Source organism: Ruminococcus sp. SR1/5 (assembly GCF_000209835.1).
Taxonomy (GTDB): domain Bacteria; phylum Bacillota; class Clostridia; order Lachnospirales; family Lachnospiraceae; genus Blautia_A; species Blautia_A fusiformis.
Genome location: NC_021014.1, coordinates 2458755 through 2480674 on the forward strand (window position 1 = coordinate 2458755; position 21920 = coordinate 2480674).

General features: G+C 46.7%; 21 protein-coding genes and 2 pseudogenes. 16 read left to right on the forward strand and 7 right to left on the reverse strand.

Annotation, left to right across the window (positions count from 1 at the left end):
- Positions 1-73: 73 nt before the first annotated feature.
- Positions 74-211 (reverse strand): annotated as a pseudogene (locus tag CK1_RS18375) (DUF6783 domain-containing protein); the annotation flags it as partial.
- Between CK1_RS18375 and CK1_RS18380 the strand changes: the two are divergent.
- A pseudogene (locus CK1_RS18380) lies at positions 149-370 on the forward strand (DUF6783 domain-containing protein). The pseudogenes CK1_RS18375 and CK1_RS18380 sit on opposite strands and share 63 nt — an antisense overlap.
- Before the next feature lie 88 nt (positions 371-458).
- Here CK1_RS18380 and jag read toward each other — a convergent pair.
- The 6 genes from jag to CK1_RS12360 form a co-directional block, all read right to left on the reverse strand.
- The gene (gene jag, locus CK1_RS12335) at positions 459-1466 is read right to left on the reverse strand and encodes an RNA-binding cell elongation regulator Jag/EloR (RefSeq protein WP_015526551.1); all 1008 of its coding nucleotides are present in this window, start codon (positions 1464-1466) and stop codon (positions 459-461) included.
- A 21-nt stretch (positions 1467-1487) separates the two neighbouring features.
- Positions 1488-2804: a membrane protein insertase YidC gene (locus CK1_RS12340; RefSeq protein ID WP_227588498.1), complete on the reverse strand. Its 1317-nt coding sequence runs from the start codon at positions 2802-2804 to the stop codon at positions 1488-1490.
- A 140-nt stretch (positions 2805-2944) separates the two neighbouring features.
- A complete protein-coding gene (gene yidD / locus CK1_RS12345; protein WP_353611248.1) occupies positions 2945-3154 on the reverse strand; it encodes a membrane protein insertion efficiency factor YidD in 210 nt (69 codons plus the stop codon).
- A complete protein-coding gene (gene rnpA / locus CK1_RS12350) occupies positions 3135-3497 on the reverse strand; it encodes a ribonuclease P protein component (RefSeq protein WP_021650160.1) in 363 nt (120 codons plus the stop codon). Before rnpA ends, yidD begins: the two co-directional genes overlap by 20 nt.
- An 82-nt stretch (positions 3498-3579) precedes the next feature.
- Complete coding sequence (gene rpmH / locus CK1_RS12355) at positions 3580-3714, reverse strand: 50S ribosomal protein L34 (RefSeq protein WP_005423866.1); 135 nt, start codon at positions 3712-3714, stop codon at positions 3580-3582.
- Positions 3715-3918: 204 nt separating this feature from the next.
- Entirely contained in the window at positions 3919-4176 is a 258-nt protein-coding gene (locus CK1_RS12360) for a hypothetical protein (protein ID WP_178687543.1), read from the reverse strand.
- Between the two features lie 109 nt (positions 4177-4285).
- On the opposite strand from CK1_RS12360, the gene dnaA reads away from it, so the two are divergent.
- From dnaA to CK1_RS18395, 15 genes are all read left to right on the forward strand, one after another.
- Positions 4286-5653: a chromosomal replication initiator protein DnaA gene (dnaA, locus tag CK1_RS12365; RefSeq protein ID WP_015526555.1), complete on the forward strand. Its 1368-nt coding sequence runs from the start codon at positions 4286-4288 to the stop codon at positions 5651-5653.
- A gap of 278 nt (positions 5654-5931) precedes the next feature.
- Complete coding sequence (gene dnaN, locus CK1_RS12370) at positions 5932-7047, forward strand: DNA polymerase III subunit beta (protein WP_015526556.1); 1116 nt, start codon at positions 5932-5934, stop codon at positions 7045-7047.
- 393 nt (positions 7048-7440) lie between these two features.
- Complete coding sequence (locus tag CK1_RS12375; protein ID WP_021650164.1) at positions 7441-7647, forward strand: RNA-binding S4 domain-containing protein; 207 nt, start codon at positions 7441-7443, stop codon at positions 7645-7647.
- Between the two features lie 58 nt (positions 7648-7705).
- Positions 7706-8125, forward strand: a complete 420-nt coding sequence (locus tag CK1_RS18385) for an AAA family ATPase (protein WP_353611168.1) — start codon at positions 7706-7708, stop codon at positions 8123-8125.
- Entirely contained in the window at positions 8023-8640 is a 618-nt protein-coding gene (gene recF / locus CK1_RS18390) for a DNA replication/repair protein RecF (RefSeq protein ID WP_502685135.1), read from the forward strand. The genes CK1_RS18385 and recF overlap by 103 nt, the downstream gene beginning before the upstream one ends.
- 147 nt (positions 8641-8787) lie before the next feature.
- Positions 8788-11691 (forward strand): hypothetical protein, encoded by a 2904-nt coding sequence (locus tag CK1_RS12385; protein ID WP_502685104.1) that lies wholly within the window; start codon positions 8788-8790, stop codon positions 11689-11691.
- 27 nt (positions 11692-11718) lie between these two features.
- Positions 11719-12594 carry a 16S rRNA (adenine(1518)-N(6)/adenine(1519)-N(6))-dimethyltransferase RsmA gene (gene rsmA, locus CK1_RS12390; protein WP_015526558.1) on the forward strand — a complete coding sequence of 292 codons (876 nt, stop codon included), beginning with the start codon at positions 11719-11721 and terminating at the stop codon, positions 12592-12594.
- A gap of 425 nt (positions 12595-13019) precedes the next feature.
- On the forward strand, positions 13020-13487 hold the full coding sequence (locus CK1_RS12395) for a DUF1002 domain-containing protein (RefSeq protein WP_015526559.1): 468 nt from the start codon (positions 13020-13022) through the stop codon (positions 13485-13487).
- A gap of 945 nt (positions 13488-14432) precedes the next feature.
- Positions 14433-15335 carry a 30S ribosomal protein S1 gene (locus tag CK1_RS12400; RefSeq protein WP_015526560.1) on the forward strand — a complete coding sequence of 301 codons (903 nt, stop codon included), beginning with the start codon at positions 14433-14435 and terminating at the stop codon, positions 15333-15335.
- Positions 15336-15364: 29 nt separating this feature from the next.
- Positions 15365-17035 carry a putative manganese-dependent inorganic diphosphatase gene (locus tag CK1_RS12405; RefSeq protein ID WP_044961512.1) on the forward strand — a complete coding sequence of 557 codons (1671 nt, stop codon included), beginning with the start codon at positions 15365-15367 and terminating at the stop codon, positions 17033-17035.
- 13 nt (positions 17036-17048) lie between these two features.
- A complete protein-coding gene (locus CK1_RS12410) occupies positions 17049-17858 on the forward strand; it encodes a flavin reductase family protein (RefSeq protein WP_015526562.1) in 810 nt (269 codons plus the stop codon).
- 65 nt (positions 17859-17923) lie between these two features.
- Entirely contained in the window at positions 17924-18436 is a 513-nt protein-coding gene (locus tag CK1_RS12415; protein ID WP_059086952.1) for a shikimate kinase, read from the forward strand.
- Positions 18437-18635: 199 nt separating this feature from the next.
- Positions 18636-19928: a UDP-N-acetylglucosamine 1-carboxyvinyltransferase gene (gene murA / locus CK1_RS12420; protein ID WP_015526563.1), complete on the forward strand. Its 1293-nt coding sequence runs from the start codon at positions 18636-18638 to the stop codon at positions 19926-19928.
- 850 nt (positions 19929-20778) lie between these two features.
- Entirely contained in the window at positions 20779-21621 is an 843-nt protein-coding gene (locus CK1_RS12425; protein WP_015526565.1) for an Rpn family recombination-promoting nuclease/putative transposase, read from the forward strand.
- 162 nt (positions 21622-21783) lie between these two features.
- Positions 21784-21920, forward strand: a 137-nt coding sequence (locus CK1_RS18395; protein WP_353611250.1) for a helix-turn-helix domain-containing protein, incomplete at its 3' end; no start/stop codon positions are given.

Here is a 21920-nt window from a genome sequence, read left to right on the forward strand (position 1 = left end):
GCATCCGGTTAAACGCAAAAATGTTACTCCGGAAAAGCTTTTTACACGCAAAAAACACGTGTTATTCACGCTTTCACCTAGAATAACATCTTCTGTCAGTTTCCATATTTATAATGCTAGAGCGTGTTTGAAAAAGGCTTTCTGCAAGATGTGCGTCACACTTTGTGGGAGATTTTGTCCGGATGAAGGCGCCGTAGCGGGCTACGGCAACTGAATTCGGGCAAAATATACCGCAAAGTGGGGCGTGCAGATTGCGGGAATGATTTTTCAAATACGCTCTAATCTCTGCATTCCGGATGTCCGCTGCAGAAATATCTTTTGTTATTTGCTCTTCAATGATTATAAAGAATTGTTGCGGAGATTGCAATGATAATTTTTAATTTTCAGTTCCATACAAAAAAGCCGTACCTACGGAGCTTACGCTCCGGGATACGGCTTATGGCTTTACCGGTGGATCATCAATTATTGCGTTTCAGTTTTACTACTACATGTCTGTAAGGTTCTTCTCCCTCACTGACTGTCTCTACATAGCGGTTGCCCTGTAGAGATGCATGGATGATCCTTCTTTCGTACGGATTCATCGGTTCCAGAACTACCGGTTTTCTGGTTTTCTTTACCTTGAAGGCGATTCCTCTTGCAAGGTTCTCCAGCGTTTCCTTACGACGGCGTCTGTAGTCCTCGGTATCGAGTTTTACACGAATGTAGGTAGACTCGCCTTTGTTTACCACAAGGCTTGTCAGATACTGAAGAGAATCCAGTGTCTGGCCTCTTTTTCCGATGAGGATACCCATATCCTCACCTTCAAAATCCACATCCAGAGAACCGTCTGCAGTGTTGTATTTCGATGTGATCTCCACTTCTCCAAGATCCATGGAACCGAATACGTCACGAAGAAATACGACTGCTCTCTCCTCAACCTCTCTGATCTTCTCCGGATCGCTGAGGATCTCTATCGGTCTGCCCTGCTTCGGTGCTCTCTCACGTGTTTCCTTCGGCTGACGCTCCTTTGGAGCTCTTGGCTGTTTCTCACGTGCAGGCTTTGCTTTGCCCTGGAAATCCCTTGCAGGTCTTTCCTTTGGCGCTGCTGCCTTTGCAGGTGCTTCTTCGGATGCCTTCTCCACCTGTACAGCTTCTTTCTTCACCGGCTTCTTCTCCTCTGCAGGAGCTGCTTTCGGTGCAGATTCTTTCTTTACATCCGGAGTAAAAGGCTTTTCTAATTTCTTCTCTTCTTTGATAGCGTCCAGTTTCACGGACTCTACCAGTTCATCGATTTCCTGCATATCAGAAACTGGCTCGATTCTGCGAACTTTGATCACGGCAGGTTTGCTGCCGATTCCGAAGAATCCGGAGCTGCCTTCACTGATAACCTGAATATCAAGCTGGTCACTGGAAGTTCCAAGCTCAAGACACGCTTTTGTGATAGCTTCATTCTTTGTTTTTGCTGAAAACTGAATGTAATCCTCCATTACGAACCCCTCCGTTCCTGATTATTTCTTCTTATTTCTCTCATCAAAGTCTCTTACGAGATTTGCTTTAGCTGTGATGCTGCCCGGTTTTGCACTTCTTGCCTTCTCATAAGCAGTATCAACCTTCTGTGCTCTGTCTGAAGCACCATTGTTTCCGCTGTTGCCCTTATTGATCACAGGTTTATTGATATTCTTGGCGGACTGATGAGCCTGATTGGTGATCTTCTGCGGCGGAAGTCCTTCCTTCGCACGCTTCGCTTCGATCTTCTTCATATTCTCATTAACCAGATCATCAATGTTCATCTTATCAAGATGACGATTGATTGCAAACTGCTGAGCACTTCGAACGACAGCACTGGCGATCCAGTAGATACCAAGACCAACCGGGAATGTGAAACAGAAGAATGCAGACATCAGAGGCATGACCATGTTCATGGTTTTCATGGAGTTTGCCATTGCGCTGGCCTGATCATTTCCGTCTGCCGGCTGTGTTGCAGCCTGTGGCATAAGCTTCAGGTTCAGCATCTGAGTTGCCCATGCAAGAACCGGGATCAGAAGTGCTACGATCGCAAGTAACAGAGAACCATGATTTTTGAAGAATTCCATGATATAGTACAGCGGCTGGTCTGCGATATTCAGTCCACAGAAGCCCTGCATCTTGGAAATATTGCCGGATGCTTTTGTGATCGCATCAGAAAATCCTGAAAACTGATTCATCTGTGCCAGCTCTTTCCACTGGGAAGGAGAAAGTGCATACAGAAAATCAACAATCGAGTTACTTGTAGCATTTCCGGCACTGTCCATAACGAGACGCACTCGTGTCATGGAATGGTCTGTGATAAACTGCTGCAGGATATCTGTGTATCCGTTTACAGCTAGCAGGTTGTCAACTACACCAGTAAAAATGTTCTTTACACTTCCAACGTAAGCAGGAATCCGGTAGATAACCTGATACAGAGCAAACAGAATAGGCATCTGAATGGCTAACTGTACACAGCTACCGGTTGGAGAAACACCATATTTCTGATAAACAGCCTGGGTTTCTTCGTTCATTTTCATCATGGAAGCCTGATCCTTTTTACCCTGATATTTCTTCTGGATCTTCTGGATCTCAGGCTGCATGATCGCGCTTAACTTGGAGAATTTCTGCTGCTTGATCTGCAGCGGTGTCATAAAGGCAAAGATAAGAATACTGAAGATAATGATACAAAGACCAATGTTCTGGATTCCGAACAGGCCGTCAAGCATCTTATATATGCCATCCATGATCCATCCCATCACAGACGCGATCTGTCCGATAATAGGAGTTCCGGTTTTTGTTGCTAAAAACAGTTCCAAATTCATTTCCTCCTAGACTTCTTATTCAATTGTAAAAGTCCGGTAACTATTCTTTCGTCCACTAACTGCGGAGGTACTGAACAGTTACAAATTCCGATAACTGCTCTGCCCGGGAAAAGGCTGAACAGTCACAAAATAATTCATGGCACAGGGTCATAGCCTCCGTGGGAAAAAGGATTGCATCGCAATATCCTCCATGCCGCAAGAAGACTGCCCTTAAATGCGCCATATTTTTCGATTGCTTCCAAACCATATTGAGAACATGTGGGAATATAAGGACATTTCGTTCTCTTCATCGGCGATATATATTTTTGATAGAGCCTTATCATCTTAATCAGAAATTTCTTTATCATGTTCATTCCCTGTTATATGATGCTTTCTTGCAAGATGCAGAAAAGCACTCTCGATCTCGTGAAAGCTCTTGCCCTTGGCTGCGGCTCTCGCTACTACTACAATATCAAGGTTACTGTCAAAATCTGTTTCGTTGAGACGATAGCTTTCTCTGATCAATCTGGTGAGTCTGTGGCGAACCACACTGTTCCCTACTTTTTTGCTTACTGATATTCCCAGACGATTCTTCATGTGCTGATTCTTCAGCACGTACATCACCAGAAGCCGATTTGCGTACGATGTTCCGTTCTGATATACAACTTTAAAATCTTGATTTTTCTTTAAGGACTCTGATCTGATCAAACGAATCCTCCTTAATTAGATTCCGCCTGCGCGGATATTTCTCCGGATAGAAGAAAAGACCACATAAATGCGGTCTTGCAGCTTATGCTGATAACTGTTTTCTTCCTTTTAATCTTCTTGCAGCTAATACTTTACGTCCGCCCTTTGTGCTCATGCGAGCTCTGAAGCCGTGAACTTTAGCTCTGGATCTCTTTTTTGGCTGAAATGTCATCTTCATAGGTAAAGCACCTCCTTTATCTATTTTTAATTGTTATGAAATAACTTATCATTCAGAACATCGTTTCAATTATATAAATAAACCTCCTTTTCGTCAAGTAAAAATTGCAAAAAACCCGATAAAATCAAGGGTTCTATAAAATACCCCCACCTTACGGTATTTATTTTTTCTCTTATGTGGAAAGCGCTTATGGTTTACGTAACATTATCCACATTTTGTGGATAACTTGTGGATAACTTGTGGATTGACCGGAAATCTATCCACTTTTTCGGAGAGTTTGTTCACATCGTTTTCAAAAAAACCCTTTATTTGCGGTATTTTTAAGGTGGATTTTTTTATACACATAATTCTTCCACATTTTCCACCAATTCTCGACTTATGGAAACCTCCAGGACTCTTATCCACAATAATCCACCCTAATCCACAGTAATTTCCCCACATTATCCACATTCTTTTCCCCAAAATCTCAAGGATTTTCCATTGCGAAAACCCCATTTTCATTGTAATATATAAAAGGATATCTATCTCCAGTCGCAGACTGGGGTTATTATAATACTCATGGGAGGAAAAAATGGACGCTGTTATTGAAAAATGGGAGGAGATCCTGCAAACTGTCAAATCTGAATATGAGGTGACTGATGTCCCTTTTAATACCTGGCTCAAGCCGCTGAAAGTTTATGAGGTTGACGGAAAGCTGATAACAGTGGTTGTTCCCTCTGAACAGGCAGCGATCGGAGTCAATTACATCAGTAAACGCTACAAAATACCCCTCCAGGTTACTATCTGTGTACTGACAGGCATGGAAGAATGCGAGGTTCGCTTCGTTCTGGAAAAAGATCTCCCCAAAAAAACAGAAAAAAACACTTCTTATGATAAACAGGTTCAGGATACACGTTACGAAGAGGCGCATTTAAATCCAAAATACACCTTCGACACCTTCGTTGTAGGAAGTAATAACAAATTCGCCCAGGCCGCAGCTCTTGCAGTTGCCGAATCACCGGGAGATACCTACAATCCACTGTTTATCTATGGCGGAGCCGGTCTTGGTAAGACGCATCTTATGCATTCCATCGCTCATTTCATTCTGGAACACGATGAAAACAGCCGTGTTTTGTATGTAACCAGTGAGGAATTTACCAACGAGCTGATCGAAACCATCCGAAACGGAAATAACACGGCAATGAGCAAATTCCGTGAAAAATACAGAAATATCGACGTTCTTCTTGTCGATGATATTCAGTTTATTATAGGAAAAGAATCCACACAGGAGGAATTTTTCCATACATTTAACAGTCTTCACAGTGCCAAAAAGCAGATCATCATATCCTCTGATAAACCACCGAAGGATATGGAGATCCTGGAAGAGCGCTTCCGTTCCCGGTTCGAGTGGGGTCTGATCGCAGATATCACACTGCCTGATTACGAAACCCGAATGGCGATCCTTCATAAAAATGAAGAAATGAACGGCTACAACATCAGTGAAGATGTTATCAAATATATCGCTACCAATATCAAATCCAATATCCGTGAGCTGGAAGGTGCCTTCAACAAGGTCATGGCCGGAGCCAAGCTTGAAAAAAAGGAAGTAACTCTGGAACTGGCAGAGCAGGCACTGAAGGATATTATTTCTCCGGATGAGAAAAAAGTGATCACACCGGAATACATCATCTCCGTTGTTGCAGAGCATTACGGAGTCACACCTGCGGACTTAAGCGGAAATAAACGAAACTCCAAGATCGTCATGCCCCGCCAGGTTTCCATGTATCTCTGCCGTGAGATCATATCCACACCTTTGAAAAATATCGGAAAAGCGCTCGGAAACCGTGACCATACCACCGTTATGCACGGTATCGAAAAGATCGAAAACGAATTGCAGAACGACGATAACTTAAAAAATACCATTGATATATTGAAAAAGAAGATTAATCCACAAGGTTAGGGAAGTTTTCCACATTACTGGTGTATAACGTGTTGATTGTATGTGGAGAGATGTGTACAACTTTTTTGCCAAAACGCGGCGGTAATTTTATCCCCGGGTTATTCACATGCGAAAATACCACTTTTACACAAAGTTATCCCAACGGAAAACCCCTGAAAACATCAGGCCTGCGGGAGTTTTTTCACAAAATCTGGCCCCCTACGGCGGTTACTGCGGATTTTTTCTATAAATATATTTATAAAAACCACAAATTGTTCAGAAAGGGAGTTATGCACACTATGAAAATCATCTGCTCCAAATCAAGTCTGTTAAAAAGTGTAAGTATCGCACTCAAAGCAGTTCCATCAAAAACCACAATGCCAATCCTGGAATGTATTCTCATGGATGCAACCACAAACCAGATCAAATTTACCACCAACGATATGGAGCTGGGAATTGAAACGATCGTTGAGGGTACTATTGAAGAAAAAGGTAAAGTTGCTCTTGATGCAAAAATCTTCTATGAAATCATCAGACGACTTCCGGATAATGATGTTACCATTAAGACCGATGATAAATATGCAGCAACCATTACCTGTGAAAAAGCAAAATTCAATATCCCTGGAAAATCAGGAGAAGATTTTGCTTATTTACCGATGATCGAGAAGGATGAACCGCTGACGATCTCTCAGTACACACTGAAAGAAATGATCCGCCAGACTATTTTTTCTATTGCTGTAAATGAAAACAATAAACTTATGACCGGTGAGCTTTTTGAGATCAAAAATAACTGTCTGAAGGTAGTTTCTCTGGACGGACATCGTATCTCTATCCGTAAAATGTCCCTTAAGAAAGATTATTCTGACCGTAAGGTGGTAGTTCCGGGCAAAACTTTAAGCGAGGTCAGCAAGATTCTTTCCGGAGAAGTGGATGATCAGGTCAGCATTTACTTTACAAAAAACCATATTTTATTTGAATTTGATCAGACTATGGTAGTTTCCAGACTGATCGAGGGAGAATATTTCAGAATTGACCAGATGCTTTCCAGTGATTATGAGACAAAACTGAAGATCAACAAAAAAGAGTTCCTGGATTGTATCGACCGTGCCACACTTCTGGTACGTGAGGTTGATAAAAAACCGATCATTATCAACATCACAGACGATGATATGGAGCTGCGCATTGATTCTGCAATGGGTTCCATGAATGAAGAGATCGATATTGAAAAAGAGGGTAAGGATATCATGATCGGCTTCAACCCGAAATTCCTGATCGATGCGCTTCGTGTTATTGATGATGAAACCGTGACGATCTATCTTGTAAATCCGAAGGCACCATGCTTTATCCGTGACGATGAGGAGAACTATACTTACCTGATCCTTCCTGTAAACATCAACCAGAATCAGGCCAGATAAGACCTGGGAAATATAAGGAATGAGGGGCAAGAGATGTACGCAGCAGCTTCGGGAATGTGAGTGTACGTGTGAGACGCATATGCTTGAAGCTGTGAACAGAATTGAGCTCGGCAGTCAGGATATGTAAGTGTCCGTAGGGCACGTACAGCCTGACGGCAGATATCAGGATTGATATAAACGGATACACTAAAAATGTGTGACCGTTTTTGACCGATTATGCATGGGAATGCGATCGTGTTCTGAAAATTGTTTTATGCGTAAACTGCTGGAAGGGGGTATTTAAATTACCGCCTTCCGGTGAAATTTGTATTTTGGGGGATTTTAAATACCGCCAGAAGATCAGAAAATATCGATTTGACGGAGAAAATACCCCGGGGATAAGAGGAGAAAAAATTGGAGATCAGAATTAAAGACGAATTTATCAAGCTTGGTCAGGCGCTGAAGCTGGCCGGTGTTGTGGAGGACGGCGTTGAGGCGAAATATGCCATCAATGATGGTCTGGTACTGGTGAACGGTGAGGTGGAGAACCGCCGTGGCCGCAAGATCCATCCTGGAGATACCATTTCCTACGATGGAAAAGATATTTATGTGATCGGGTGAAGGAATGTACATTGAATCCATCAGACTGAATAATTTCAGGAATTATGAGTCGCTGGAGATGAATTTTGATCAGGGCACCAATATTCTCTACGGCGACAATGCCCAGGGAAAGACCAATATCCTGGAGGCGGTTTATCTGGCAGGTACCAGCAAATCCCACAAGGGAAGCAAGGACCGGGAGATGATCCGCTTTGAGAATGAGGAATCCCATATCCGAATGATGGTGAAGAAGGGCGATCTTTCATACAAAATAGACATGCACCTCCGGAAAAACAAAGCAAAGGGAGTTGCCATCAACGGGCTGCCGATTCGCAAGGCAAGGGAGCTGCTGGGGGTGGTGAATCTGGTGTTTTTTCTCCGGAGGATCTTAATATTATCAAGAATGGACCGGGAGAGAGAAGACGTTTTCTGGATTCGGAGCTTTGTCAGCTGGATGGTGTTTATATCACGGAGCTGGCCGGCTACAATCACATCGTGAACCAGAGAAACCGTCTTCTCAAAGACTGTTATATGAACCCCGGGCTGAAAAGTACCCTAGATGTCTGGGATATGCAGATGGTCGATTACGGAAAGAAGATCATCGGGAAGCGGGAAGCCTTTGTGGAGGAGCTTAACGAGATCGCAAGGGGGCTTCATAAAGGCCTTACTGGCGGGATCGAGGAGCTGGAGATCCTGTACGAGCCAAGTGTGACGGCGGCGGAGTTTGAGGATAAGCTTTCCAGGAATCGGGAGCGGGATCTTCGGATGAAGCTGACCTCCGTGGGACCGCACAGAGATGATTTTTGCGTAAAGGTCAACGGGATCGACATCCGGAGGTATGGTTCCCAGGGGCAGCAGAGGACTGCGGCCCTTTCCCTGAAGCTTTCGGAGATCTATCTGGTGAAGAAAAAATCCGGGATACACCGGTTCTTCTGCTGGATGATGTTCTTTCGGAGCTGGATAGCAGCAGGCAGACATATCTGCTGGAAAGCATCCACGATATACAGACTCTGATCACCTGTACAGGACTGGATGATTTTGTCAGCCATCAGTTCAAGATCAACAGGGTTTTTCAGGTGGTAAAGGGGCATGTTTATATGCCTAAAGGGTTTTGACAAGCCCGTATGCATATGGTAAACTGATTCTGATTATGGAAAGTTGGTGAATATTTTGGATAAAGAGGAGTTTCGCGTTAAGCTGGGACAGATCAATAAGCTGGTCGAGACCCAGGATTACAAAGGCGCCATGCAGATTGTGGACAGCATTGACTGGCGTCGTGTGAAAAACGTCCGTACCCTTTGTGTAGTGGGCGAGATCTACGCGGCCAACAAGCGCTATGAAGAGAGCAAGGAAATTTTTCTTCTTGCCTACCACAGAGCGCCGATCGGCAAGAACATACTTTACCGTCTGATCGAGGTTTCCCTGAAAATGGGACAGATCAGTGAAGCCACAGAATTTTTTGATGAATACAGAGAAGTGGCAGGTAATGATAACAGCCAGTATATACTGAAATATAAGATCGCCAGAGCGAAGAATGCATCTCTGAATGAACAGATCCGTATTCTTGAGGAATATAAGGAGAAGGAATTTACGGAGCGCTGGTCCTATGAGCTGGCCAAGCTCTATTACAAGGCAGGAGACAAGCAGAAGTGCCTGGATCTCTGCAATGAGATGATCCTTTGGTTCAATGACGGAACTTATGTGATGAAGGCCCTTGACCTGAAACAGCGGATGGGTGTTCTCACTGGCGAAGAGAAAGAGAAATACGAACAGCGTTTTATCCCGAAGCTGATCCCGCCGGAAAAGGCGCAGGAGATCAGGGAGAGCAAGGAAGCATCCGGCGAGTATGAGGAGGCAAAACCGGTCACAGATACTATCCAGGTAGATGATGAGCGGGATCTGAACAGTGCGGAGACATTCCAGGAGAAGCTTTCCAAGGGATTCCGTGATATCTTTGGCGGACATAAGAAATCTGCGGAAGAGGATATGGAGGAAAAAGAAGCTGCGCAGGATGAAGAGCAGGATGAGGTTTCCACAGGCTCTGAGGATGTGACGGAACAGGCGGAAGCGCCGGAGGCTGAGACTGCTGCGGCAGCAGAACCGTCAGAGGAGTTTACAGATTCTGAGGAGATCGAAGCGGCAGAAGAAAGCGAGGAAGCTTCGGATGAGCCTTCTGAAGAGCAGGATGAGTTTTCCGGACAGGAAGCGGATGAGATCCCGCTGGCATCCGGTGTTGAGAACCTGTCATCCGGAAGTATGAAGCTGCAGGCTCAGGAACAGCAGGATAAAGAGGAAGAAGAGGCTTATCAGGAAGCGGAAGAAGCTGAGGCTGAGAAAGCTACAGAGATGTCTTTGTCCCAGAGTGTTGCAGAGATCATGAAGGAGAAGGCTGCCGGAAATGAGGAAAGTGAGGAGAAGCCTGCAGGGGTTCCGCTCAATGAGGAAGGCAAGCCTGATTTTTCCGCAACGATCCGTATGCCGGAGCTGAAGATCCCGAAGTCCATGATCAATGTGGACCCGGAGAATGCAAGCAGTTCCGCGGAGATCCCGGATGCGTCCGGAATTTTCGGAAATATCGAGGATATTGCGGCATCTGTAGGTGACAGGTCCGGGAAGGATAAAGATAAGGACTTCAACCTGGAGGATACTATTCTGGCAGCAGCTACACAGCAGGGAATCGATATCCCGGAGGAAGAGAAATCTCCGGATGTCCAGCAGTCCGACGTAACGGAAGAGCCGGCAGGTATTGAGGATCTGGATATTGCGGCTGATGAATTTGTTCCGGAGGAGCCGGATGCGGCAGATATCGAGGATATCATGGCGCAGATCTCCGCTCAGCAGGAGGAAGAGGTAACGGAGACTTCCGATACCAGACTTCCGGATATCGTATTTGATGAAGATGAGGAGCCGGTTACTGAGGAGGATCTTCAGGCTGCAGAAGCAGAGTTTCTGAATGGTCCGTCAGGAGTACAGAAGCCGGTGGAAGAAGAGGATGTGCTTCCGGAGATTCCTTCACTGGAATCTGAGGAGCAGGTGCAGAAGGCGGCAGCAGAGCCTTCAGCGAAGCTTCATCATGAGGAACCGGTGGCTGCAGTGGAAGAGGAAAATCTTCTTGATGAGGAAGAAGAATACAGTGATGACGCCTTTGAATTCCAGGAAGAGGATGACGATGACTTTATCAGCAGTCTCATCGGTGATGATTCTGATGAAGCCATGGAAGAGGACGATGAGGAAGAGGAGCTCAGCGAGGAAGAGCAGCTTGAGAAATTTATCGCTACGATCCATCCGGAAAAGGATCCTACAAAGATCGTTTCCAGAAAGAAAGAGCTCACAGATGAAGAGAAACAGCTTTTCACCTATTTTGTTACAGTTCCCGGAATGAAGGAACAGTTGCTTGATGTACTCTGTGATGTGCAGATGGGCGCAGCAGACAAGACCTCCCAGACCGGAAATGTGATCGTTATGGGCGGCAGAGAAACAGGTAAGACGAGACTGATCTCAAGTCTGATCCCGGCAATCTGTAAAGAGCTGAATATCGAGGCTTCCAAGGTTGCCTATATATTTGCGGATGATCTCAACGGAAAGGATATTCCGGAGATCGTATCCAAGCTTGCCGGCGGTTTCCTTGTTATCGAGGATGCAAACCAGCTTTCCCAGGAAACAGCAGATGAGCTTGAGGAAGCTATGACCGGAAACACAAAGGGAATGATCGTGATCCTGGAGGATGAAAAGATCGGTATGCGTAAGCTGATCGCAAGATATCCGAAGCTTGCGAAGAAGTTTACATCCATGATCAACATTCCTGTATTTACAAACGATGAACTTGTTAATTTCGCCAAGGTCTATACCATGGAGAATGGATTCCGTATCGACCAGATGGGCATGCTTGCTCTGTATAATCTGATCGGGATCAACCAGAAGGAGGATCAGCCGATGTGCATCGGTACTGTGAAGACCATGCTGGATAAGGCTATGGAGAGAGCTCAGAGCGGATTGTTCAAGCATTCCAAGAAGCGTGTGGACCGTGATGGCTACACGGTACTTTTTGAAAAGGATTTCAGCTGAAAATAAGAAAAAGCAGAGGTAAAAAATATGGCCAGACCTTATCTTGGTAACCCGAAATATACCATTGAAGTCCTTCAAAAGTATCATTTTGTTTTCCAGAAAAGGTTTGGTCAGAATTTTCTGATCGACGAGCATGTTCTGGAAAAGATCATTGAGTCTTCGGGTATCACGAAGGATGATTTTATACTGGAGATCGGTCCGGGTATCGGAACTATGACCCAGTATCTTGCGGAGGCTGCCAGAGAGGTGGCTGCTGTGGAGATCGACAGTTCGCTGATCCCGATCCTTAAGGATACGTTGAAGGACTGGGATAATGTTTCCGTGATCAATAACGATATCCTGAAAACGGATATCAAAAAGATCGCAGATGAGAAAAACGGCGGTAAGCCTGTGAAGGTGGTTGCGAATCTGCCGTATTACATTACGACTCCGATCATCATGGGGCTTTTTGAGAAGAATGTTCCTGTGGATTCGATCACTGTCATGGTGCAGAAGGAGGTTGCAGACCGTATGCAGGTTGGTCCCGGTACCAAGGATTACGGTGCGCTTTCCCTGGCTGTGCAGTATTATGCGAAGCCGGAGATCGTTGCGAATGTACCGCCGAACTGTTTTATGCCGCGGCCGAAGGTTGGAAGTGCGGTGATCAAGCTGACGCGTTATGAGAAGCCGCCGGTGGATGTGAAGGATGAGGGGCTTATGTTCCGTCTGATCCGTGCATCTTTTAACCAGAGGAGAAAGACGCTTGTGAACGGGATCAGAAATTCCGGAGATTTTTCCCTGAGTAAGGAGGAGATCGAGGATGTGTTCAACAGGTGTGATCTTCCGCTGAATATCAGGGGTGAGGCGCTGACTCTGGAGCAGTTTGCGATGCTTGCCAACTGTATTTATGATGAGAAAAATTAATATATGATAAACGCAAAAAGAGCCCGGGCAGCTGTTCCGGGTTCTTTTTGCGTTTCCGGACGGGAATGTTGGAGAGGTTTCCTGTCCGGACCTATATATTTGTTATAGAAAGGAGGTTATGTCTGAGGTGTCAGACATAAGTAAGTAATGAAAAATTTACATTTTTTATTTTACTGATGAGATGTTAGGAAAGTTTGTTTAAAATATGAAAATATTGTGAATATATTTTTGGTGATATACATAAAGTCTGAATGGCGTGGGTGGGAATGGGGAAAATTGAGGTTTACAGAGGGGTGGGGGTGTGTGGTATACTGAGGGGCGTCGAAAAGGTAATGATGAGGTAATAAAAAGGCAGTAAAAGATAGTTAAAAATAGTAAAAGGCAATTTTTGATAAGGGCTGGTGCCCGTATGGAGGTTGAATATTATGAGAAGATTGAACAAGGTTACAGCTTTGGTTATTGCGGGTGTTATTTCATGTACATCTCCGATGATGGTTATGGCGTCTGATTCCGGTTCTGTTATGAGTCAGGCGGAGGAGATCCTGAAGGATAATGAGGTTGGGTCTCTTGCTTCTGATCCGGATAAGGTTGGGGATATCATTGTTTATGTGAAGGGGCTTTTTGATTCTAACCAGATCACGGATGATGAGATTTCTCAGGGGATCGATGAGGCTGCGGATCATTTTGGGGTGAGTCTTAATGAGGATGATAAGAGTTCGCTGGTTAATATTATCAGTAAGTTCCGTGGGATCGAGATGAGTGATGATCAGATCAAGGGGTATGTGAGTGATGCTTATAGTACTTTGAAGGATATGGGTGTTACGAAGTCTGATGTGAAGAATATTTTTGAGAAGGCGATTGAGTTTATTAAGGGGATGCTTTCACGGCGGTGATGGTTTGTGATGGCTGGTGTTTTTGATGATGTTTTAGATGGAGTTTGAGTTAGAGGGTGAGGGTTGTGGCTCTTTTGTTGGGGTTGTTGTTGGTTTGTTTGGTTGAGATGTACAATATGTACAATGTTTAGGGTTTTGGTTTTGTTTGTGAATGTGGTGTTTTTATAAATTGGGGGAGGGTGTTTTGGGAAAAATTGTGCAAATGCGCTAATTGTTTACGAGATGTTCATTGTTTGTTCATATTTGTCTGGTAGTATAGGGATAGTTCGAAAGAACGTTACGAAAGACGCTGTAATGGTGTGTATCTGTATCATTACACATACAATTTTTTTCATAATAATCGCCCCGGTAAGCCACTACCGGGGCACTCCTCGTTTTTGGGCCTTTTTGGGGCTCTTTTTTTGTGGGTGGGGATGGAGGGAGGGAGGGACGGACGGACTGCCGGAGGGGCGGCTGCATGGTCGTGCCTGGTGCGGTCGTTTCGCCGGGTTATACTAAGCGTCTGAGTCTTCTGCCGTGCAGGGCGCCCCATAACTCGCCATGTACGCTGATGCGTACCTGGCTCAGACAGATGGGGCTTACTCTGCGGCTTGTGGCCGCAGAGTACCTTCCCGTCAGAAGCCTCAGGCGCTAAGTATGACCAGCGGCTTACTCCGACGCACCGGGTCCCGACCATGTAGCCGCCCCTCCGGCAGTCCGTCCTGTGCGTTGGAGAGAAACAAAGAAAGCATCTTGGAGAGAAATAAAGAAAGCATCAAGGTTGTGATAAATGGGCTGATCTGAGTCTGTCCTGTGTGTTGGAGAGAAATAAAGGGGTTAAGAAATTTCCAGTGCAAAAAATATAGCGCGGGTGGGGTGTGCATGCTATAATGATTAGGATTATAGTGCTGTCGTCTGGTTTGGGGCGGCGGTGGTTGGGTTTTTGTTTGAATGGGAGGTCTGGATATGGCGGAGTCTATGAAGGATTTTGAGAGGGAGCTGGAGGCTTCTTTTAAGAGGATCGATGAGGGTGATATTATCTCAGGGACTGTTGTGAGTGTGGATGAGTCGGGGGTTGTTCTTGACCTTAAGTTTTATGCTGAGGGTTTTATTCCGGTGGAGGAGTTTTCCCGGGTGCCGGGGTTTAATATTAAAGAGGCTGTTCAGCCGGGGGATGAGGTTCAGGCGATGGTTCTTCGCAGGGATGATGGTCAGGGGAATATTCTTCTTTCCAGAGCGGATGCTGCGGATGTGCTTGCCTGGGACAGGCTGAAGGAGCTTCAGGATTCGGGTGAGGTGCTGGATGTTGTTGTGAAGGGGATCGTTAACGGGGGTGCCATTGCTTATGTTGAGGGTGTCCGTGGTTTTATTCCGGCATCCAGGCTTGCTTTGGAGTTTGTTGAGGATACTGAGGTGTTTCTGAATAAGCCGATCCAGGTGCGGGTGATCGAGGCTGATAAGGCGAAGAAGAGGCTGGTGCTTTCGGCGAGGGAGATTCTTCGTGAGAGGGCTGAGGTGGAGAAACGGAATAAGATTTCCAATATCCAGGTTGGCTTTGTGACGGAGGGTACGGTTGAGAGTTTGCAGCCGTATGGTGCTTTTGTGGAGCTTGGGAACGGGGTTTCCGGGCTGGTGCATATTTCTCAGATCTGTGAGAAGAGGATCCGGAAGCCTTCTGAGGTTTTGAGTGTTGGGGATAAGGTTAAGGTGAAGGTTATCGCGATCAAGGATGGTAAGCTGAGCCTGAGTATTAAAGAGGCATCGGATCTGATGGCTAAGGAGGTTGAGGAGGAGTCTTTTGAGCTTCCAGAGTCGGGGGAGGAGGCTACTACTTCCCTGGGTGCTTTGTTTGCAAATATTAAATTATGATTATTTTGGATGAAAAAGGATGGATGTGTATGAAAAAACCGGAGAGAATATTTGTAATCGGACATAAGAATCCGGATACGGATTCCATCTGTTCGGCTATTGCTTATGCGGATATTAAGAACAGAACTACGCAGAATAAAAAATATATCCCGAAGAGAGCGGGGCAGATCAATGAGGAGACCAGGTATGTGCTGAACCGTTTTGGCGTACAGCCGCCGGCTTATCTGGGAAATATCGGTACGCAGGTCAAGGATATGGATATCCGGACCAGTCCGCAGGCGGATAAGAATATGTCGCTGAAGAATACCTGGGATCTGATGCAGGAGAACGGGATCGTTTCTCTTCCGATCCGTGATAAGGATGGGTGTCTGGAGGGGCTTGTGACGATTGGTGATATCGCAAAGACCTATATGGATACTACAGACAGTTATCTTCTTTCCAATGCGAGGACGCAGTATCAGAGAATTGCCGAGACTGTTGGCGGTGAAGTGGTGGAAGGTAACGGACACGGATATTTTGTGAAGGGGCGTGTGCTTGTCGGTACTGCCAACCCGAAGATGCTGGAGGGCTACGTTGAGGAGGATGATATGATCATCATGGGTGACCGTGAGGAGGATCATCTTCAGGCGATCAGCCAGAATGTCAGCTGTATCATCGTGGGGCTGAATATCGTGGTTTCCGAGAAGGTTATAAAGCTTGCTCATGAGAAGAATATCGTGATTATCCGGTCTCCGTATGATACGTTTAATATTGCGCGTCTGATCAACCAGAGTATTCCGGTCAGCTTTGTTATGAAGCGGGATAACATGGTTACGTTTAATACCGAGGATTTTACGGATGATATCCAGGATGTTATGATCAAAAACCGTCACAGGGCGTTTCCGGTGATCAATCCTCATGGTAAGTGTATCGGTACGATCTCCAGACGTAATTTTCTGGATATGCATAAAAAGAAAGTGGTTCTTGTGGATCATAATGAGGTGGATCAGGCTGTTGATAATATCGAGAAGGCGGAGATCCTTGAGATCATCGATCATCATAAGCTGGGTACCTTGCAGACCATGACGCCGGTTGCTTTTCGTAATGAGCCGGTGGGATGTACGGGCACGATCCTTTATGAGATCTACGGAGAGCAGAGACTGGAGATCCCGGAAAAGATTGCGGGGCTTCTCTGTGCGGCTATTATTTCGGATACATTGATGTTCCGTTCACCGACCTGTACGCAGACGGATAAGATCGCTGCCAGTGCTCTTGCGCTGATCGCGGGGATCAAGATCGAGGAGTTTGCCCGAGAGATGTTTTCTGCGGGAAGTAATCTGAAGGATAAGTCTCCGGAGGAGATTTTTTATCAGGATTACAAGAAGTTTATCGGTGAGGGTAATGTTTCCTTTGGTGTGGGTCAGATCAGTTCCATGGACAGCGAGGAGCTTAAGGAGATCAAGGAGAAGCTGATGCCGTTTATGGTGAGTGAGTGTGGCCGTCATGATATCACGAGAGTTTATTTTATGCTGACGAATATCCTGGAGGAGTCTACAGAGCTTCTGTTTTACGGGGAGGGCAGCCAGCAGATGGCGGAGATCGCTTTTGAGCGGAAACCGGATGGAGATACCTTCAGTCTGCCGGGTGTGGTTTCCAGAAAGAAGCAGCTGATCCCGGCTATGATGGAGGCTGCTCAGCTGATGAACAGCGATTATGCATAAGAGGTGACGGAAAATGGCGAAACAGTTATGGAAGCCGGGGAACATGATCTATCCGCTGCCGGCTGTAATGGTGAGTGTTACCGATGGTGAGGGGCATGATAATATCATAACGGTTGCGTGGACGGGTACGGTGTGTACCAATCCGGCGATGGCTTATATTTCTGTCCGACCTTCCCGCTATTCCTATGATATGATCCGGAAAACGGGTGAATTTGTGATCAATCTGACAACGGAGAAGCTGGCGTATGCAACGGATTTCTGCGGGGTCCGTTCGGGACGTGATGTGGACAAGTTCCGGAAGCTGAACCTTACGAAAGAGAAAGCGCAGTTTGTTTCTGCACCGATGATCGGGGAGGCTCCGGTTTCAATCGAGTGCAGGGTGCGTGAGGTGAAGGAGCTGGGGTCTCATGACATGTTTCTTGCGGATGTGCTTGCGGTCCATGCGGATGAAGCTTATATGGATAAAAACAACAGGTTTTGTCTTAATGATGCGGGTCTTCTGGTTTATTCCCATGGGGAGTATCTGGCGGGTGGCCGGAAGGTGGGAACCTTCGGCTACAGCGTAAAGAAGAAGCAGATGCAGAAGAAGTTGGATAAGAAATCAGACAGGGAATCAGAGATGGCAGGGATGGCAGAGAAGTTGAAGACGTCGGGGAAGCCAGGGATGGCGGGGAAGTTGAAGACGTCAGGAAAGCCAGGGATGTCAGGGAAGTTGAAGGTGTCAGGAAAGCCAGGGATGTCAGGGAAGTTGAAGGTGTCAGGAAAGCCAGGGATGTCAGGGAAATTAAAGACGTCGGGAAAGGCAGGGAGAGAGAAACGGTAGGTTCTGCGGAGCCGTAACGTTTGTTGAGATTTGGCAGCTGTTATGCTAAAATGAAAGGATACAGTATGAATAATATTACACTGATAGGAATGCCTGGTGCGGGGAAGAGCAGCATCGGTGTCGTACTTGCGAAGGTACTTGGTTACCAGTTTATTGACTCAGATCTTCTGATCCAGAAGGCGGAGAAGAGGACTTTGAGTAAGATCATCGAGGATGAGGGTACGGAGGGCTTCAAGGCGATCGAGAATCGTGTGAATGCTTCGATCCAGGTGGAAAATACGGTGATCGCTACCGGTGGAAGTGTGGTTTACTGCGATGAGGCTATGCAGCATCTGAAGTCTGAGGGTGTTGTGGTGTATCTTAAGATCTCGCTGGAGCTTCTTTCCAGGCGTCTTGGTAATCTTAAGGGGCGTGGTGTTGTGCTCAAGGAGGGGCAGACGCTGGCGAGTCTTTATGATGAGCGTGTTCCTTTGTATGAGAAATATGCGGACATTGTGGTGGATGAAGAGGATAAGGATCTGGAGGGGAGTCTCCAGGTTGTGCTTGAGGCACTGAAGAACAGGGGAGATAAGGCGTAACTGTTGGCTTGTGGAAACGGTTTGCTGGAGTGTTTCGGGTCATGGGTTGTGACAGGTTTTCGTCATAAATTGTTTACAAATCTGAAATATGTGTTATAATATACAACTGACCTAAAAAACGGTATTGCGGAACGTTTGTTCCTGCAGTAAATTCAGAGAAAGTTTCTGCTCATAGAGGAGTAAATAATAGAGGTGTGTTATGGAACAGTATGTGATTAAAGGCGGCAATCCTCTGGTTGGAGAAGTGGATATTGCGGGTGCGAAGAATGCGGCGCTTGCGATATTGTCAGCAGCCATTATGACTGATGAAACTATATTGATCGAGAATCTGCCAGATGTTAGGGACATCAATGTTCTGCTTGAGGCGATCTCCGAGATCGGGGCTCAGGTTGAGCGTATTGATAAGTCTACTGTAAAGATCAACGGTTCTACTATCGGCAATCTCAGCGTGGATTATGAGTTTATCAAGAAGATCCGTGCTTCTTATTATCTTCTGGGTGCTTTGCTTGGTAAGTATAAGCATGCGGAGGTTCCGCTTCCGGGTGGATGTAATATCGGCAGCAGGCCGATCGACCAGCATCTGAAGGGTTTCCGTGCTCTTGGTGCGGATGTTGATATCTGTCATGGTGCTATTGTTGCCAAGGCGGAGAATCTGCATGGCAGCCATATTTTCCTGGATGTGGTTTCTGTTGGTGCTACTATTAATATTATGATGGCTGCTTCTATGGCGACTGGCCGTACGATCATTGAGAATGCTGCGAGGGAGCCGCATGTTGTTGATGTGGCGAATTTCCTGAACAGTATGGGGGCGAATATCAAGGGTGCCGGTACGGATGTGATCCGTATCCGTGGTGTTGAGACGCTTCATCGTACGGAGTATTCGATCATTCCGGACCAGATTGAGGCTGGTACGTTTCTGTTTGCTGCTGCGGCTACTCGTGGTGATGTTACTGTTCGTAATGTTATTCCTAAGCATCTTGAGGCTACTACGGCTAAGCTTGAGGAGATCGGGTGTGAGGTTGAGGAGTTTGATGATGCGGTTCGTGTCCGTGCGCCGCATGTGCTTCATCGTACGCATGTGAAGACGTTGCCTTATCCTGGTTATCCTACGGATATGCAGCCGCAGATCGCGGTTACTTTGGCTTTGGCTGAGGGTACGAGTATTGTTACTGAGAGTATTTTTGAGAACCGGTTTAAGTATGCGGATGAGCTTTCCCGGATGGGTGCCAATATTAAGGTGGAGGGGAACTCTGCTATTATTGATGGTGTGAGGAAGCTTACGGGGGCGCGTGTGAGTGCGCCGGATCTTCGTGCGGGGGCTGCGCTTGTTATTGCGGGGCTGGCTGCTGAGGGTGTTACGGTTGTTGATGATATTGTTTATATCCAGCGTGGGTATGAGAATTTTGAGGAGAAGCTCAGGAGTCTTGGGGCTGAGATTGAGAGGGTTTCCAGTGAGAAGGAGATTCAGAAGTTTCGGCTGCGTGTTGGGTGATGGTTGGTGACAACTGGTAACGATTGATGATAATTGGATATTTGAGTTTTGGGAGAGTTCCTGGGTGTTTGGGCCTGGGGGCTCTTTTTTGTGTGGGTGGGAGGGATGAATGGAGGGAGGGACGAACGGACAGACTGCCAGCGGGGCGGCTGCATGGTCGTGCCTGGTGCGGTCGTTTCGCCGGGTCATACTAGGCGTCTGAGTCTTCTGCCGTGCAGGGCGCCCCATAACTCGCCATGTACGCTGATGCGTACCTGGCTCAGACAGATGGGGCTTACTCTGCGGCTTGTGGCCGCAGAGTACCTTCCCGTCAGAAGCCCCAGGCGCCAAGTATGACCAGCGGCTTACTCCGACGCACCGGGTCCCGACCATGCAGCCGTCCCGCTGGCAGTCTGTCCGTTCTGTTTTTTGGGGGTGTGAGGTGTGGTGGTCTGACGGGAGGGTGGTGGGCCATCAGCGCTGCGCTGGATGGCTGCAGGGGCTGAGTTTCCTTGTGGTGTGCTGGGAGGGTGTGGGCTATCAGCGCTGCGTTGGATGGTTGCAGGGGCTGAGTTTCCTTGTGGTGTGCCGGGAGGGGATGGGCATCGGCGCTGTGGTGGATGCGTTGTGGGGGGAGTGTGGCATCGGCGCTGTGGTGGATGCAGTGGAATGAGGTTTTGGCGGTTTTTGTCGAAGGGTTTTTGTTGACTTTTGCTGGTGGGGTGGTTATACTGAAGATACATATCTGGGAACATTCTGGGCCGTTCGGCTATCTGATCCCCATATGGTTGGTTGTATAAATATGGCGGGGAGGAGCCGGTTGGTTGTGTGAGGTTTTTTCTTTTGCCATCATAGTGAAAGGAGGAAGCTTATGCAGAGGAAGCGGCTTGAGGATATGAATCTTCTGGATGATTTTTTGTTTAACGCGGTGATGACGTTTCCTGGTATTGGTGAGAGGTTTTGCAGGTTGCTGCTGCAGGTGGTGCTGGGGCGTGAGATCGGGAGGCTTCGGGTTGTTGCGCAGAGGGTTTTTGGTGGCCGGGATGAGGAGTTTCGCGGGGCGCGGCTTGATGTTCTGGCTGAGGAGGATCTGATGGATGTTTTGGCGGATCCTGCTGTTTTTGATATTGAGCCGGATAATAATGGTGATGTTGTGAGTCTGAAGGATCTGCCGAAGCGGGTGCGGTTTTACCATGCAATCATCGACAGCCGGTGTTTGAAGAAGGGTGAGGGTTTCGGGAAGCTTAAGAGGGTTTTTGTGATCTTTGTCTGTTCGTATGATCCGTTTGATCGGGGTAGGATGGTGTATACGATCCGGAATATGTGTGAGGAGGTTCCGGAGATGGAGTATGATGATGGGCTGAGGACGGTTTTTCTGAATACGAAGGGGGATGGCGCGGGTGTGCCTGAGGAGCTGGTGGCGTTGCTTCGGTTTATGGAGGATACCCGGGAGGTGAATGCGGTAAATGATGTTTTGAGGGAGTTGCTGGAGATGGTCAGGGTTGTTAAAGAAGATGGAAAGGTTACGGTGGCGTATATGAAGAGTTTTGAGATTGAACAGATGTGGATTAATAAGGGAATCGAACAGGGGATCAGTCAAGGAATTGAACAGGGGCGTAGTGAAGAGAGGGCGAATACGTTGAGGGAGAAAGCGCGTGCGGATCGGCTGGAGAGAGAGCTGAGGAAGCTGCGGAGGGGTAGAAGAGATGTTTGAGGCGGAAAGGTTACGGTGGCGTATATGAAGAGTTTTGAGATTGAGCAGATGTGGATTAATAAGGGGATCGAACAGGGAATCAGTCAAGGAATCACGCAAGGGATTAAGTGAATACGTTGAGGGAGAAGGTTATTAACAGTTAACTGATACAGGAGGAAGTAGATGGTAAAAGCCATAAAAGCAATGTTGATACCAAACAATGTACAGAAAACTAAGATGTTTCAGTACGCAGGTGCTTCAAGATTTGCTTATAACTGGGCTTTGGCAAGGGAGATAGAAAACTATGAAAAAGGCGGAAG

What these genes read in the sequence shown, in the direction of transcription:
- jag (WP_015526551.1), bottom strand. Translation starts at nt 1,466, where the DNA reads ATGGAGGATTACATTCAGTTTTCAGCAAAAACAAAGAATGAAGCTATC.
- rpmH (WP_005423866.1), bottom strand. Translation starts at nt 3,714, where the DNA reads ATGAAGATGACATTTCAGCCAAAAAAGAGATCCAGAGCTAAAGTTCAC.
- dnaA (WP_015526555.1), top strand. Translation starts at nt 4,286, where the DNA reads ATGGACGCTGTTATTGAAAAATGGGAGGAGATCCTGCAAACTGTCAAA.
- dnaN (WP_015526556.1), top strand. Translation starts at nt 5,932, where the DNA reads ATGAAAATCATCTGCTCCAAATCAAGTCTGTTAAAAAGTGTAAGTATC.
- CK1_RS18385 (WP_353611168.1), top strand. Translation starts at nt 7,706, where the DNA reads ATGAATTTTGATCAGGGCACCAATATTCTCTACGGCGACAATGCCCAG.
- rsmA (WP_015526558.1), top strand. Translation starts at nt 11,719, where the DNA reads ATGGCCAGACCTTATCTTGGTAACCCGAAATATACCATTGAAGTCCTT.
- CK1_RS12395 (WP_015526559.1), top strand. Translation starts at nt 13,020, where the DNA reads ATGAGAAGATTGAACAAGGTTACAGCTTTGGTTATTGCGGGTGTTATT.
- CK1_RS12400 (WP_015526560.1), top strand. Translation starts at nt 14,433, where the DNA reads ATGGCGGAGTCTATGAAGGATTTTGAGAGGGAGCTGGAGGCTTCTTTT.
- CK1_RS12405 (WP_044961512.1), top strand. Translation starts at nt 15,365, where the DNA reads ATGAAAAAACCGGAGAGAATATTTGTAATCGGACATAAGAATCCGGAT.
- CK1_RS12410 (WP_015526562.1), top strand. Translation starts at nt 17,049, where the DNA reads ATGGCGAAACAGTTATGGAAGCCGGGGAACATGATCTATCCGCTGCCG.
- CK1_RS12415 (WP_059086952.1), top strand. Translation starts at nt 17,924, where the DNA reads ATGAATAATATTACACTGATAGGAATGCCTGGTGCGGGGAAGAGCAGC.
- murA (WP_015526563.1), top strand. Translation starts at nt 18,636, where the DNA reads ATGGAACAGTATGTGATTAAAGGCGGCAATCCTCTGGTTGGAGAAGTG.
- CK1_RS12425 (WP_015526565.1), top strand. Translation starts at nt 20,779, where the DNA reads ATGCAGAGGAAGCGGCTTGAGGATATGAATCTTCTGGATGATTTTTTG.